The 14,503-nt window shown below is 68.7% G+C and carries 15 protein-coding genes; 6 read left to right on the top strand and 9 right to left on the bottom strand.

Going from position 1 to position 14,503, the window contains the following annotated elements; all coding sequences use genetic code 11:
* The first annotated feature begins 34 nt into the window (after nt 1-34).
* From IE269_RS10400 to trxA, 5 genes are all read left to right on the top strand, one after another.
* Nucleotides 35-1,756, top strand: coding sequence for a protein kinase family protein (locus IE269_RS10400; protein WP_189822539.1), 1,722 nt, complete (start codon nt 35-37; stop codon nt 1,754-1,756).
* A 30-nt stretch (nt 1,757-1,786) separates the two neighbouring features.
* The gene (gene sigM / locus IE269_RS10395) at nt 1,787-2,491 is read left to right on the top strand and encodes an RNA polymerase sigma factor SigM (RefSeq protein ID WP_189822538.1); all 705 of its coding nucleotides are present in this window, start codon (nt 1,787-1,789) and stop codon (nt 2,489-2,491) included.
* On the top strand, nt 2,488-3,363 hold the full coding sequence (locus IE269_RS10390) for a hypothetical protein (protein WP_189822537.1): 876 nt from the start codon (nt 2,488-2,490) through the stop codon (nt 3,361-3,363). The genes sigM and IE269_RS10390 overlap by 4 nt, the downstream gene beginning before the upstream one ends.
* Before the next feature lie 139 nt (nt 3,364-3,502).
* The gene (trxB, locus tag IE269_RS10385; protein ID WP_189822536.1) at nt 3,503-4,477 is read left to right on the top strand and encodes a thioredoxin-disulfide reductase; all 975 of its coding nucleotides are present in this window, start codon (nt 3,503-3,505) and stop codon (nt 4,475-4,477) included.
* 44 nt (nt 4,478-4,521) lie between these two features.
* On the top strand, nt 4,522-4,854 hold the full coding sequence (trxA, locus tag IE269_RS10380) for a thioredoxin (protein ID WP_189822535.1): 333 nt from the start codon (nt 4,522-4,524) through the stop codon (nt 4,852-4,854).
* Between the two features lie 96 nt (nt 4,855-4,950).
* Here trxA and IE269_RS10375 read toward each other — a convergent pair whose 3' ends face one another.
* The 9 genes from IE269_RS10375 to rpmH form a co-directional block, all read right to left on the bottom strand.
* The gene (locus tag IE269_RS10375; protein WP_189822534.1) at nt 4,951-5,568 is read right to left on the bottom strand and encodes a GNAT family N-acetyltransferase; all 618 of its coding nucleotides are present in this window, start codon (nt 5,566-5,568) and stop codon (nt 4,951-4,953) included.
* Between the two features lie 299 nt (nt 5,569-5,867).
* Nucleotides 5,868-6,965, bottom strand: a complete 1,098-nt coding sequence (locus IE269_RS10370) for a ParB/RepB/Spo0J family partition protein (RefSeq protein WP_189822533.1) — start codon at nt 6,963-6,965, stop codon at nt 5,868-5,870.
* Nucleotides 6,962-8,038 (bottom strand): ParA family protein, encoded by a 1,077-nt coding sequence (locus IE269_RS10365; RefSeq protein ID WP_189822532.1) that lies wholly within the window; start codon nt 8,036-8,038, stop codon nt 6,962-6,964. The genes IE269_RS10370 and IE269_RS10365 overlap by 4 nt, the downstream gene beginning before the upstream one ends.
* A gap of 253 nt (nt 8,039-8,291) precedes the next feature.
* Nucleotides 8,292-9,011: a 16S rRNA (guanine(527)-N(7))-methyltransferase RsmG gene (rsmG, locus tag IE269_RS10360; protein ID WP_189822531.1), complete on the bottom strand. Its 720-nt coding sequence runs from the start codon at nt 9,009-9,011 to the stop codon at nt 8,292-8,294.
* A gap of 103 nt (nt 9,012-9,114) precedes the next feature.
* A complete protein-coding gene (locus IE269_RS10355) occupies nt 9,115-9,633 on the bottom strand; it encodes a Jag family protein (RefSeq protein WP_189822530.1) in 519 nt (172 codons plus the stop codon).
* A gap of 14 nt (nt 9,634-9,647) precedes the next feature.
* On the bottom strand, nt 9,648-10,904 hold the full coding sequence (gene yidC, locus IE269_RS10350; protein WP_189822529.1) for a membrane protein insertase YidC: 1,257 nt from the start codon (nt 10,902-10,904) through the stop codon (nt 9,648-9,650).
* 3 nt (nt 10,905-10,907) lie between these two features.
* The gene (yidD, locus tag IE269_RS10345; RefSeq protein ID WP_189822528.1) at nt 10,908-11,264 is read right to left on the bottom strand and encodes a membrane protein insertion efficiency factor YidD; all 357 of its coding nucleotides are present in this window, start codon (nt 11,262-11,264) and stop codon (nt 10,908-10,910) included.
* Nucleotides 11,261-11,662 carry a ribonuclease P protein component gene (gene rnpA, locus IE269_RS10340; RefSeq protein ID WP_189822527.1) on the bottom strand — a complete coding sequence of 134 codons (402 nt, stop codon included), beginning with the start codon at nt 11,660-11,662 and terminating at the stop codon, nt 11,261-11,263. Before rnpA ends, yidD begins: the two co-directional genes overlap by 4 nt.
* A gap of 18 nt (nt 11,663-11,680) precedes the next feature.
* Nucleotides 11,681-11,818 carry a 50S ribosomal protein L34 gene (gene rpmH, locus IE269_RS10335; protein ID WP_014137019.1) on the bottom strand — a complete coding sequence of 46 codons (138 nt, stop codon included), beginning with the start codon at nt 11,816-11,818 and terminating at the stop codon, nt 11,681-11,683.
* Nucleotides 11,819-12,223: 405 nt separating this feature from the next.
* Here rpmH and dnaA point away from each other — a divergent pair, with 405 nt between their 5' ends.
* A complete protein-coding gene (dnaA, locus tag IE269_RS10330; protein ID WP_189822526.1) occupies nt 12,224-14,080 on the top strand; it encodes a chromosomal replication initiator protein DnaA in 1,857 nt (618 codons plus the stop codon).
* Nucleotides 14,081-14,503: the final 423 nt, after the last annotated feature.

Here is a 14,503-nt window from a genome sequence, read left to right as displayed (position 1 = left end):
GCAGCGCGCAACGAATGGGGAGGCAGGAACGACGGTGGCGGAACGTAGCACGGCTGCCGTCGACGTGGCCGACAACAGCGGTGACGGTCCCACTCCCGCCCCCGGCGGAGAAGGACCGGCCACCGCCTGTGCGGACGGAGCCACGGCCGACGGGGTGGCGGAAGGCCAGGACACACCGGAGATGAGCACGCAGGACGAGCCCGGTACGAAAAAGGGCACCGAGTCCCCGATTGTCGCACCCGAACTGCACAGCGGCCACAAGCTGGCCAGACGCTACCGCCTGGAGGAATGCCTCACCCGGCTCGACGGCTTCAGCAGCTGGCGCGCCGTCGACGAGAAGCTGCGCCGTGCCGTCGGGGTCCACCTGCTGCCCGCGGATCACGCCCGGGCCCGTTCCGTGCTCGCCGCGGCCCGCTCCTCGGCGCTGCTGGGCGACCCCCGCTTCGTCCAGGTCCTGGACGCCGTCGAGGAGAACGACCTCGTCTACGTCGTCCACGAGTGGCTGCCCGACGCCACCGAACTGACCGCGATCCTGGCCTCCGGCCCGCTGGAACCGCACGACGCGTACCAGCTGGTCAGCCAGGTCTCGCAGGCCATGGCCGCCGCCCACCGCGAGGGCCTGGCCCACCTCCAGCTCACCCCGAACGCCGTCCTGCGCACCTCCACCGGCCAGTACCGCATCCGCGGCCTCGCGGTCAGCGCCGCCCTGCGCGGCATCACCTCCGAGAGCCCGCAGCGCACCGACACCGAGGCCATCGGCGCCCTGCTGTACGCCTCGCTGACCCAGCGCTGGCCGTACGAGAGCGACGCCTACGGCCTCACCGGGCTGCCCAAGGGCATCGGGCTGATCGCCCCCGACCAGGTACGGGCCGGCGTCCACCGGGGTCTGTCGGAGCTCGCCACGCGGGCCCTGGCCAACGACGGTGCGACCGCCTCCCGGCAGGAACCGCCCTGCACGACCCCGGACGAGCTGGCCAAGGCGGTCGCGGCGATGCCGCGCGTCCGCCCGCCGGAGCCCGCCTTCACCACGCGCCCCGACTACCAGCAGGGCTCCTACGGGCGTCAGCAGCCGCGCCCCGCCTCGGCGACGCAGCCCGTGCCGGTACCGCCGCGTCCGCTCCAGAGCCGTACCGGACGGGCCCTGAAGTGGGGTGTGGCCTCGCTCCTGATCGCAGCGCTCGGCCTGGGCAGCTGGCAGCTCGCCGACACGCTCCTGGACCGCAAGAACTCCGACGCCCCTCCGGAGGTCTCCACCAACCAGGGCGGCAACGAGAAGCCCAAGCCCGCCGGTCCGCTCGCCATCAAGGGAGCGCAGGAGTACTACCCGGACGGCAAGGCGCAGCACCCCGAGGACGTCGGCAAGACGTACGACGGCCAAGGCTCCACCTACTGGCGCAGCTACTCCTTCCGGGGCGGCCCGGTCCTCGCCCCCTTCAAGCAGGGAGTCGGCATCGTCTACGACCTCGGCGAGGCCAAGGACGTGTCGACGGCGTCGATACAGCTCTACTACAGCGGCAGCAAGACCGCGATCTCCCTGTACGCCACGGACTCCCTCTCCTCTTCGGCACCGCTCGACCCGAAGAAGAAGTTCGCCGAAACCGAAACCGAGGGCACGACGGCCGCTCTGCGGGCAAAGTCTCCTGTGAAGACCCGATACGTGCTTGTGTGGATCACGGCCATGCCGCAGGCTCCTTCCGATGAATACAGCGATGCCGGGTACAAACAGGGCATAACCGATGTGAAGTTCACAGGCTGACTCAGCCGCCGGGGGAAGGGGGGCTCACCGTTGGACGAGGTCACACTGCGCGATGCCGACGACCAGGAACTCCTGGCCCAGCACGTCGGAGGAGACCCCGACGCCTTCGGTGAACTCGTACGCCGCCACCGCGACCGGCTCTGGGCGGTGGCCCTGCGCACGCTGGGCGACCGGGAGGAGGCCGCCGACGCGGTGCAGGACGCCCTGGTCTCCGCCTACCGGGCCGCGCACACCTTCCGCGGCCAGTCCGCCGTCACCACCTGGCTGCACCGAATAACCGTGAACGCCTGCCTGGACCGCGCCCGCAAGGCCGCGTCCCGCAAGACCTCGCCCGTGGACGACACCGACCGGCTCGACCAGCTCCTGGAACCCCACGAGTCCGCCGAGGCCCCCGCCGAACGCCAGGACCTGCACCGCGAACTCCTGGCCGCGCTGCGCACGCTCCCCGCCGAGCAGAGGGCCGCGCTCGTCCTCGTCGACATGCAGGGATACCCGGTGGCAGAGGCCGCACGGGTCCTCGACGTACCCACCGGAACGGTGAAAAGCCGCTGCGCACGCGGCCGCGCCCGGCTCCTCCCACTCCTCACTCATCTGCGCACCGGCACCGGGGGTAGTGAAGACCTCGGAGGGGGAAGGAACCGGAGGCCGGGGACATCCGTCCCACCGGCAACGGAACCGAGGGACGCAGGGCCGAACGGTCCTGCCGCTGTGAAGGGCGGAGGTGGGCGCGCGTGACATCGACGACCGGAACGGCTCAGCACCCGGATGTCGCGGAGATCTCCGATCTCACGGAGGGGCTGCTGTCGCCGTCCCGCACCCAGGACGTACGCCGTCACGTCGACGGTTGTGCCCTGTGCGCCGACGTCCAGCTCTCCCTGGAGGAGATCCGCGGGCTGCTCGGCACCCTGCCCGGACCCCAGCGGATGCCCGCCGACATCGCCGGACGGATCGACGCCGCCCTGGCCGCCGAAGCGCTGCTGAACTCCACCGCCCCGGGAACGACCACCGACACGGCTGCCGATGTTTCACGTGAAACATCGCAGACTCCCGCCCGTCGGCCCACCGTCGACCGTCCCGCCGGGCACTCCCGCGCGACGACCGGCCCGGGACGCCCCGCTTCGCGCAGGCCGCGTCGCCGCGTGGTGTGGAGCGCCGTACTGGGAGCCGCGGCGCTGGGGCTCGGCGCCCTGCTCGTCCAGAACCTTCCGACAGGTGGCGCCGGCTCGGACAAGCAGAGCACCGCCAAGGCGGCACAGTCCCCGCGGTTCGCCGGCACTCCGCTGGAGACCCAGGTGGGCCTGCTGCTGGACGCCCCGAAGTATCTGCGCGGCGACAAGAATGCCCCCTCGCTCGACGCCGCGGACGGGCCCCCCGTCAAGCAGCCGGCCGCCGTCCCGCCCTGCGTCCAGCAGGGCACCGGCCGGACCGAGAGCCCCCTCGGCAGCAAGCAGGGTGTCTACCAGGGCAAGCAGGCCTTCCTGCTCGTACTGCCGCACACCTCCGACCCTGCACAGGTCGAGGCGTACGTCGTGGACGCGACCTGCGTGGAGACGGCGCCCACCGGCAAGGGCGAGCTGCTGCTGACGAGCGCCTACCCCCGTCGCTGACACCTGCCGCTGACACACCTGCCGAATCGCTCGGCCGTCTCGGGAATGCCAGCCCCGTAGTATCCGTTGGGTGGGGTGGAAGGTTCAGACCGGGCCCCGGTTGGCAGTAGAGCAGTCTGCAGAGACGAGGAAGAAACCCGTGAGCGACGTCCGTAACGTGATCATCATTGGCTCCGGGCCGGCCGGCTACACCGCCGCGCTGTACACCGCGCGCGCGTCGCTGAAGCCGCTGGTGTTCGAAGGCGCCGTCACCGCCGGCGGTGCGCTGATGAACACCACCGAGGTCGAGAACTTCCCCGGCTTCCGTGACGGCATCATGGGCCCGGACCTGATGGACAACATGCGCGCCCAGGCCGAGCGCTTCGGTGCCGAGCTCATCCCCGACGACATCGTCTCGGTGGACCTCACCGGTGACATCAAGACGGTCACCGACACCGCCGGCACCGTGCACCGCGCCAAGGCCGTGATCATCTCCACCGGTTCGCAGCACCGCAAGCTGGGCCTGCCCCAGGAGGACGCCCTCTCCGGACGCGGTGTCTCCTGGTGCGCCACCTGCGACGGCTTCTTCTTCAAGGACCACGACATCGCCGTGGTCGGCGGCGGCGACACCGCGATGGAGGAGGCCACGTTCCTCTCCCGCTTCGCGAAGTCCGTCACCATCGTCCACCGCCGCGACACCCTGCGCGCCTCCAAGGCGATGCAGGAGCGCGCCTTCGCCGACCCGAAGATCAAGTTCGCCTGGGACAGCGAGACCGCTTCCCTCGAAGGCGACCAGAAGCTCTCCGGGATCACGCTGCGCAGCACCAAGACCGGTGAGACCGCTCCGCTCGACGTGACCGGCCTGTTCATCGCCGTCGGCCACGACCCGCGCAGCGAACTCTTCAAGGGCCAGGTCGAGCTGGACGACGAGGGCTACGTGAAGGTCGAAGCCCCCTCGACCCGCACCAACCTCGCCGGTGTCTTCGCCGCCGGTGACGTCGTCGACCACACCTACCGGCAGGCCATCACCGCCGCGGGCACCGGCTGCTCCGCCGCGCTCGACGCGGAGCGCTACCTCGCTGCGCTCGCCGACAGCGAGAAGGTGGCCGAGCCGGAGAAGACCCCCGCCGCCTGAACCCCATCCCCACCCCACACCCCTGAGAAGTGAAGGAGGCCGCCGTGGCCGGCGACCTGAAGAACGTGACCGACGACTCCTTCGACGAGATCGTCCTCAAGAGCGACAAGCCCGTGCTCGTCGACTTCTGGGCCGCCTGGTGCGGTCCGTGCCGTCAGATCGCCCCGTCCCTGGAGGCCATCGCCGCCGAGCACGGCGACAAGATCGAGGTCGTCAAGCTCAACATTGACGAGAACCCGGCCACCGCTGCCAAGTACGGCGTCATGTCCATCCCGACGCTGAACGTCTACCAGAACGGCGAGGTCGCCAAGACGATCGTCGGCGCCAAGCCGAAGGCCGCGATCGTCCGCGACCTGGACCCGTTCATCGGCGAGTAATCACCGCCGTTGTTTCACGTGAAACATTGAGGCCCACTCCCGTCAGGGGTGGGCCTCAATGCTTCTCCACCGCAGGAGCCGCAGCTCACCGATCCGCTACAGCGGCCGCAGCACCGGATCCTTCTGCACGACGCCCAGCAGCTTGTCCAGCGCCAGCTCCACGTCTTCCTTCCAGGAGAGCGCCGTCCGCAGTTCCAGCCGGAGCCGGGGATGCGTGGGATGCGGGCGGACCGTCTTGAAGCCGACCGACAGCAGATGGTCGGCGGGCAGCAGGCAGCCGGGCTCCTTCCACCGGGCGTCGCCGAACGCCTCGATCGCCTTGAAGCCGCGCCCCAGCAGATCTTTCGCCACGGTCTGCACCATCACCCGGCCCAGCCCCTGCCCCTGATAGCCGGGCACGATCAGGGACGTCATCAACTGCACGGCATCCGGCGACACCGGACTCGTGGGGAATGCCGTCGCCCGGGGCACATACGCCGGAGGCGCGTACATCACGAAGCCCACCGGGACCTCGTCCACGTAGACGACCCGGCCGCAGGACCCCCATTCCAGGAGGACGGCGGAGATCCAGGCTTCCTTCTCCAGTTCGGCCCGGCCCTCCGTTAGGGCCGCTTCACCACGGACGGGGTCGAGTTCCCAGAAGACGCAGCCGCGACACCGCCGGGGAAGATCCGCAAGGTTGTCCAGCGTGAGCGGTACGAGCCGACGCCCCAAGGCCGTTCCCCACTTTCTTCGCCTGCCGCACCACGGGCGGCACTCAGCGCGCTCCGTTCCCGGAGCAGGCTGCCGACGAATCCGCCGACCGCCCCGATTCCCAGTCCCGCAGTCACCAGTTGGCTCCGGCTCACCGATCGCATGGCTCCGTTCCCCCTCCGAGGTGGATCACAGTGGATGCGCCGTACCACGAGGCATCGTATCCACCGGGCAATCGGACGGATACCGGCCAAGAGCAAAGGGCGGGGGTGTTCCGGCCACCGCCGGAACACCCCCGCCCTTCACAGGTCTTCGGGAGATCAGACCTCCCCGTCCTGCCCGTCCTGCTCGCTCAGGCTCTTCTCCAGAACCCGTCCCTCGCCCGGGGCGAGCGTGCCGAGGATGCGCTCCAGATCCTCCACCGAAGCGAACTCGACGGTGATCTTGCCCTTCTTCTGCCCAAGGTCGACCTTCACCCGGGTCTCGAAGCGGTCCGAGAGCCGAGAGGCCAGGTCCGACAGAGCAGGGGCCATCCGCGAACCCGCCCTCGGGCCCTTCGGCTTGGCCGTCTTCGCCGGCTCGGACTCCATCATCTTGACGATCTCTTCGGTCGTACGGACCGAGAGACCCTCCTGGACGATGCGCTTCGCGAGGTGCTCCTGCGCCTCGGAGTCCTCCAGGCCGAGCAGCGCCCGGGCATGGCCGCCGGAGAGCACACCGGCCGAGACCCGCTTCTGCACCGCCATCGGCAGCTTCAGCAGACGCAGCGTGTTGGAGACCTGCGGACGCGAGCGCCCGATCCGGTCCGCCAGCTGGTCGTGCGTGCAGCCGAAGTCCTTCAGCAGCTGGTCGTACGCCAGTGCCTCTTCCACCGGGTTCAGCTGAGCCCGGTGGAGGTTCTCCAGGAGGGCGTCGAGGAGGAGCTTGTCGTCCTCCGTGGCCCGGATGATCGCGGGAATGCGCTCCAGGCCCGCCTCGCGGCTGGCCCGCAGACGGCGCTCGCCCATGATGAGCTGGAAGCTCTCCGGACCCAGCTGCCGCACCACGACCGGCTGGAGAAGCCCCACTTCCTTGATGGAGGTGATCAGCTCGGCCAGCGCGTCCTCGTCGAAGATCCGACGCGGCTGCTGCGGGTTCGGCGTGATCGAGTCCAGCGGAAGTTCGGCGAAGAACGCCCCCACGGGTACCTGGAGGGCAGCCGTCTCGGGCTCGGGCTCCACGGCCACCGGTGCTTCCGGCGTCCGGGGCGGCAGCGATGTTTCACGTGAAACATCGCTCTCGCGCAGCGCGGTCACCTTCGCCGCGGCCACACCGCGCTCCGCGGTCGCCGTGCCGGCGCCGGGCACCTGTGGCTCCCGGGAGGCATTCGGAATCAGTGCCTGGAGCCCACGCCCCAGACCCCTACGTCGCTCGCTCATTGGACACCCTCCGCCACACCGTGCTGATTGTTCTGGTCGACAGCATGGGCGTGCTGCGCGTCATAGAAGACACCGGCCCCCCGAAGCGCGATCTCCCGCGCCGCCTCAAGGTACGACAGCGAACCGCTGGAGCTCGGGTCGTAGGTGAGCACGGTCTGCCCATAGCTGGGAGCCTCCGAGATCCGGACGGACCTCGGGATGCTGGTCTTGAGGACTTCCTTGGCGAAGTGGCTGCGCACTTCCTCCGCCACCTGCGAAGCGAGCCTGGTCCGACCGTCGTACATGGTCAGCAGGATCGTGGAGACATGGAGCTCGGGGTTGAGGTGCCCGCGCACCAGTTCCACGTTCCGCAGGAGCTGGCCGAGTCCTTCCAGCGCGTAGTACTCGCACTGAATCGGGATCAGCACTTCCTCACCGGCGACCATCGCATTGACCGTCAGCAGTCCCAGGGACGGCGGGCAGTCGATGAGGACGTAGTCCAGCGGCTGCTCGTAGGCCTGGATGGCCCGCTGAAGCCTGCTCTCACGTGCCACCAGAGACACCAGCTCGATCTCCGCACCGGCGAGATCGATGGTGGCCGGGGCACAGAAGAGACCTTCGACGTCCCGGACGGGCTGGACCACGTCCGACAGCGGCTTGCTGTCGATCAGCACGTCGTAGATGGAGGGAACTTCGGAGTGGTGGTCGATTCCCAGTGCCGTGGAGGCGTTGCCCTGCGGATCGAGGTCGATCACCAGGACCCGCGCACCGTGCAGTGCGAGCGAGGCGGCGAGGTTGACCGTGGTCGTGGTCTTCCCCACTCCGCCCTTCTGGTTGGCAACCACCATCACGCGTGTCTGCTCGGGCTTCGGGAGACCCTCGCCGGTACGGCCGAGGGCATCCACCGCCACCTGGGCAGCACGCCCGATAGGGGTGTCGTCCGGCAGGGGCGATGTTTCACGTGAAACATCGGCTCCTGCCGCTTCGGAACGGGGGCCGGGGACCGGATCGGTCATCGGTCCCGCGATGTTGGCGTCGGACCGCAAGGATTCACTCTCCTCGACTTCAGGCTCGTAGTGCTCAGAGCCTGTCACGCTTAGGGGGTCATGAACCAGTGAGGCCCGTTCTCCTGTGGAAGAACCCGACCTTGTGGACAACCCCATGACCCTTTCGGGTCTCGATTCGTGCGGGGCGGCAGCGGCACGGCCCCGGCTGATGATTCCTTGCAGCAACGAGCGACGTTTCACGTGAAACACGATGCCTGCGGGGACTCATCGGAAGACCCCGACACTCCGCGCCACGCAGGCGCGGCACCTTGGATGGAGCATCGGGGCCGGATTCCGCCGTTCAGCGGCGGCGCCGCGACCTGCCGGTCCGCGCGGCCTTGGCCCGCTTCGCCGCGAACCGCACGCCGCCCGGGCTCTCGCCGACCTCGACCCGTACGACCGTGGACAGCGGGTCCACCACACCGGTGCCGACCTGGAGCACCTCGGTCTTCACCACGCCCAGCTTGCCGAGCGCGGCCCGCGCGCCCTTGAGCTCCTCCTCGGCCGTGTCGCCCTTGAGGGCGAGCATCTCGCCGTAGGGACGCAGCAGCGGAACACCCCAGCCGGCCAGTCGGTCCAGCGGCGCCACCGCGCGAGAGGTGACCACGTGGAAGGGCTCGACCTTGCCCATGACTTCTTCGGCCCGGCCCCGTACGACGGTGACGTGGTCCAGGCCCAGCAGCTCGACGGCCTCCTGGAGGAAGTTCGTACGCCGCAGCAGAGGCTCCAGAAGAGTGATCTTCAGGTCCGGACGGGCCAGGGCCAGCGGGATACCGGGCAGACCGGCACCCGAGCCGACGTCGCAGACCGTGGTGTTCTGCGGAACGACCTCCGAGAGGACGGCGCAGTTCAACAGGTGCCGCTCCCACAGGCGAGGCACCTCGCGCGGGCCGATCAGACCGCGCTCGACCCCGGCGTCCGCGAGCAGCTCGGCGTACCGAACGGCCTGCGGGAAGTGCTCACCGAATACCGCCTTGGCCTCTTCGGGCGCCTGGGGAAGCTCCGCTGCTGCCTCCGTCACGGGGACCGTCCTTCCGTACCGCACTGTGGGCTGACTATCAGGCTGACAAAGATCGGCCCCGTCTGCGAACAGAACAGACGGGGCCGAAAAAGCACGTATCCGGTCAGGCCGGGAGAACGACGACGAAGCGCTGAGGCTCCTCGCCCTCGGACTCGCTGCGCAGACCCGCCGCGGCGACCGCGTCGTGCACGACCTTGCGCTCGAACGGCGTCATCGGGTCCAGCTTCACGGGCGCGCCCGAGGTCTTCGCCTCGTCCGCGGCCTTGGCGCCGATCTCCGCGAGCTCTTCGCGCTTCTTGGCCCGGAAGCCCGCGATGTCCAGCATCAGACGGCTGCGGTCACCGGTCTCGCGGTGCACGGCGAGCCGGGTCAGCTCCTGAAGCGCTTCGAGCACCTCGCCGTCACGGCCCACGAGCTTCTGGAGGTCACGGCCGTTGGAGTCGCTGATGATCGAAACAGCGGCCCGGTCGGCCTCGACGTCCATGTCGATGTCGCCGTCCAGGTCGGCGATGTCGAGCAGACCCTCGAGGTAGTCGGCCGCGATCTCACCTTCCTGCTCCAGGCGCGTCAGGGTGTCGGTGCCCTCGGCGGGCGCGGAGGAAGTGGTGGTGCCGTCCGTCACGGGAGGACTCCTTCTTACTTCTTGGACGGGTGCTTGGGCCGCTGCGGGCCCTTGCGCTGCCCGGACTTGGCTTGGGAACGAGCGGGCTTGCCCGCCGCTGTGGGCTTGGCGTCCTGCGCCGCGTCCTTCTTCTCCAAGGAGGTCTTGGAGTCGGAGTCCTCGGAAGCCTTCGCCGTCGTGCCCTGCTGGACGGTGGCCGACTGACGCTTGGCCTTGGTCTGGCGCTTGGGCTGCTGCCGCTTGGCGACCGTGGCACCGCCCTCCGCCTCGGCGAGGGCGGTGGTGCTCTTGGAGACCGTGCCGTCCGCCTCGGCCACGAAGCCGGCCTTGGCCAGGCCCGTGATGAACTTGCGCTCGACGTCGTTGCGGTCGGGGCCCTTGGAGACGATCACCTTGACGACGTTGCGCTTGCGCTTCGCCTTGACCTCGCCCGACTCCACCACGGTCTTCAGCAGACGCTGGAGGTAGGAGTCCTGGGCCTTGCTGCCCGGCGTCGGGTTCTGGTTGATGACGTACATCTGCTGGCCCATGGTCCACACGTTGGTGGTCAGCCAGTAGACGAGCACACCGACGGGGAAGTTGATGCCCATCACCATGAACATCACCGGGAAGATGTACATCATCATCTTCTGCTGCTGCATGAACGGCGTCTTGACCGTGAGGTCGACGTTCTTCGTCATGAGCTGGCGCTGCGTGAAGAACTGCGAGGCCGACATCATCACGATCATGACCGCGGTGACGATCTTGACCGAGGTGGCCGAGGCGCCGAGGCTCTCGATCTTCGCCGCGCTGTCCATGAACTTCGCGGCCAGCGGGGCACCGAAGATGTGCGCCTGACGGGCGCTCTCCAGCAGCGTGTCGTTGATGACGCCGATCTTCTTGCCGTCGGCGATGCTCGCGAGCACGTGGTACAGGGCGAAGAAGAACGGGGACTGCGCCAGGATGGGAAGGCACGAGGAGAGCGGGTTGGTGCCCGTCTCCTTGTACAGCTTCATCATCTCTTCGGACTGACGCTGCTTGTCGCTCTTGTAGCGCTCCTGGATCGCCTTCATCTTCGGCTGGAGCACCTGCATGTTCCGCGTCGACTTGATCTGCTTCACGAAGAGCGGGATCAGGCAGATGCGGATGAGCACCACGAGGGACACGATGGACAGGCCCCAGGCCCACCCCGTGTCGGGTCCGAAGATGAACCCGTACACCTTGTGGAACTGGACGATGACCCAGGAAACGGGCCAGGTGATGAAGCTGAACAGACTGGCAATCGTGTCCACTAATCAAGCTCCTTGAGCATTGGGCGAGGTCTCTGCGGCCGGGCTCGGGGTCTGGTCGGACCCCGGAGAAGACACGCCGACGGCGGGCCTCTCGCCCTTGCTTCCGCGCCACGCGTCGCGCAGCGCTTCGTGCCAACGACGACGGGTGCGTGGTGGCACGTGGTCCACACCGCCGGGCGACCACGGGTTGCACCGCAGGATGCGCCAGGCGGTGAGAGCAGTGCCCTTCACCGCGCCGTGCCGGTCGATGGCCGTGAATCCGTAGTGGGAACACGACGGGTAGTACCTGCAGACCGGCCCGAGCAGCGGGCTGATGGTCCACTGGTACAGCTTGATAAGGGCCAGTAGCGGGTACTTCATCGCGTGCCTCTCCCCCGACCTTCGGTATGGGGAGCCCCGCCCAGCAGCCGCTGCAGCGCGGCGTCCAGGTCTCGGGCCAGCTGTGCGTGGTCGGCGTCACCCGCTCCGGGCAGCGCCCGTACGACCACCAGGCTACCGGGGGGCAGCTCGGCGATCCGCTCGCGCATGAGGTGGCGCAGTCTCCGCTTCACCGCATTGCGTACGACAGCGACGCCGACGGCCTTGCTCACGACGAAACCCGCACGCGTCGGGGGAGTGCTCTCCCCTGCCGCGTGCGGGTCCGTTGCACCGCTACTACGTAGGTGGACGACGAGAAGCGGGCGGCCTGCGCGGCGCCCTCGTCGTACCGCGGTCGCGAAGTCCTCGCGCCGCCTCAGCCGATTCTCGGTAGGCAGCACGTCATGACCCGTACGGGATCAGGCGGACAGCTCAGTGCGGCCCTTGGCACGGCGGTTCGCCAGGATGGCGCGGCCGGCGCGGGTACGCATGCGCAGACGGAAACCGTGGGTCTTGGCGCGACGGCGGTTGTTCGGCTGGAAGGTGCGCTTGCTCACTCGGGGGCTCCAGAAATGAATCGGGGGTGGCGAAACATCGCCTGGCTGTCACCGTGCGCCCACGAGGAAGCTCGCAACGCTCTCAGTGCACCGCTTCACGATCACAGATCATGATCTTTGCCCATCGGAGGCAGGCGGCAGCAGCCATCGACAACTCGACCTGGTTACGGTACGCGCGGCTACGCCATCCGGTCAAACCGGGGCTTGTCGGGGGCCCGCTGTGCACAGCCTGTGGACAACAACTTGAACCGCGTGAGCTGCCACGACTACCGTGGCACAACCAAGGATTCAGGCATTCGTCGAAAAGCGGCCAAGCGGCCCTCGTGTCCCTGCCCGTCCAGCCTGTCCTTCCCGTCCCGTCCCTGAGAACCACACCTTCGTGGGACCTGTGAGAAAGCGTGCCCTGTGGCTGACGTACCTGCCGATCTTGCCGCAGTGTGGCCGCGCGTGCTGGAGCACCTGCTCGGGGAGGGACAGCAGGGTGTCGAGGCCAAGGACAAGCAGTGGATCGAGCGCTGCCAGCCCCTCGCGCTGGTCGCCGACACCGCCCTGCTGGCCGTGCCGAACGAGTACAGCAAGCAGGTCCTGGAGGGGCGTCTCGCGCCGCTCATCAGCGAGGCCCTGAGCCGCGAGTGCGGGCGTCCGATCCGGATCGCCATCACCGTCGACGACTCCGTCGGCGAGTCCCCCGCCCCCGTACGCCAGCAGTCCCACCCGCAGCCCTCCTACCCGGCACAGCGCCAGCAGGGGCAGCACGGCCAGGGCGGACAGCACGCGCAGCAGCACGACGAGCCGCAGCAGCGTGATGTTCGCGACAGCCGCGACGACCGTGACGCGTACGACTCCTACGGTCACCGCCAGTCCGACGACGGCCTGCCCGTGGCCCGCCCCGCCTACCCCGAGTACCGCCAGCAGTCGCGCCCCGCGCCCGGCACCTGGCCCGGTGCCCAGGAGGACCACGGCGGCTGGCAGCAGCCCCGGCTCGGCGGCTTCCAGGAGCGCGACCCCTACTCCCGGCCGCCGCAGCACGACTACCGCTCGCAGCTCCCCGACCGCCAGTCCTACGACCAGCCGCCGTCGTACGAGCCCCAGCGGCAGGAGCGCGCGGAGCGCCAGGACCGGCAGGGCCAGGGGCCGCGGCACGGCGGCGGCCCGTCGCTGCCCGCCTCCAGCGGCGCCCCCGGCCCGCTGGCCGCACAGCCCGCGCCGGCCCCCGGGCCCGGCGAGCCGCATGCGCGCCTGAACCCCAAGTACCTCTTCGACACCTTCGTCATCGGTTCCTCGAACCGGTTCGCGCACGCGGCCGCGGTCGCCGTCGCCGAGGCGCCGGCGAAGGCGTACAACCCGCTCTTCATCTACGGCGAGTCCGGCCTCGGCAAGACGCACCTGCTGCACGCGATCGGCCACTACGCGCGCAGCCTCTACCCCGGTACGCGGGTGCGGTACGTGAGCTCGGAGGAGTTCACCAACGAGTTCATCAACTCCATCCGAGACGGCAAGGGCGACGCGTTCCGCAAGCGCTACCGCGACGTGGACATCCTGCTCGTCGACGACATCCAGTTCCTGGCGAGCAAGGAGTCGACGCAGGAGGAGTTCTTCCACACCTTCAACACCCTGCACAACGCGAACAAGCAGATCGTGCTGTCCTCCGACCGGCCGCCCAAGCAGCTGGTGACGCTGGAGGACCGGCTGCGCAACCGCTTCGAGTGGGGCCTGACCACCGATGTGCAGCCGCCGGAACTGGAGACGCGGATCGCGATCCTGCGCAAGAAGGCGGTGCAGGAGCAGCTGAACGCCCCGCCGGAGGTACTGGAGTTCATCGCCTCCCGCATCTCGCGCAACATCCGCGAGCTGGAGGGGGCGCTGATCCGGGTCACGGCCTTCGCGAGCCTGAACCGGCAACCGGTGGACCTCGGGCTCACCGAGCAGGTGCTGAAGGACCTCATCCCCGGCGGCGAGGACGCCTCCCCGGAGATCACGGCGCCGGCCATCATGTCGGCGACCGCGGACTACTTCGGGCTGACGGTGGACGACCTGTGCGGATCCTCGCGCAGCCGCGTGCTGGTGACGGCCCGGCAGATCGCGATGTACCTGTGCCGTGAGCTCACCGATCTGTCGTTGCCGAAGATCGGCGCGCAGTTCGGCGGCCGCGACCACACGACGGTGATGCACGCCGACCGGAAGATCCGGGCCCTGATGGCGGAGCGGCGCTCCATCTACAACCAGGTCACGGAGCTCACCAACCGCATCAAGAACGGCTGACAGGGCCACCGTTACGGCTGTTACGACGACGGAGGGCGCCCGGGGACCACGAGTCCCCGGGCGCCCTTCTGTTTGCCCCAGAAGCGTTCTCCGGGCAGCCCCCCGGCTCTCGCCGGGACGTCTCCGGCACCCGTTTCCGGGGCTTCACGACATTTTCCCAAGGCTGTTGACGGGCCCTCGGCACATCCCGCTGTTCGAATTCGGGCCGCTGGGCTGGAGTTCTCCACAGATCCTGGGACGATGTTCCGTCCACACCCTGGGGACTGTGAAGTTGTCCAGATTATGTCCACAGGCGCGCTTCCTGAGGCTTCATCACCCCAGGTCAGGTGCTTGTGGAATTGTGGCAAACAATGATCCACAGGCTGTGGACAAGATTTTCCTCCACAGGGGGCCGAAGGAGTTGTCCACGGGCGGCCCACAGGC

Source organism: Streptomyces spiroverticillatus (assembly GCA_014650415.1).
GTDB classification, from domain to species: domain Bacteria; phylum Actinomycetota; class Actinomycetes; order Streptomycetales; family Streptomycetaceae; genus Streptomyces; species Streptomyces spiroverticillatus.
The sequence above is the reverse complement of the archived record's forward strand: the minus strand, read 5'-3'. Positions and strand labels throughout refer to the sequence as shown.

Coding starts and splice junctions, on each gene's coding strand:
- IE269_RS10370 (WP_189822533.1), bottom strand. CDS start 6,965: ATGAGCGAGCGACGTAGGGGTCTGGGGCGTGGGCTCCAGGCACTGATT.
- yidD (WP_189822528.1), bottom strand. CDS start 11,264: ATGAAGTACCCGCTACTGGCCCTTATCAAGCTGTACCAGTGGACCATC.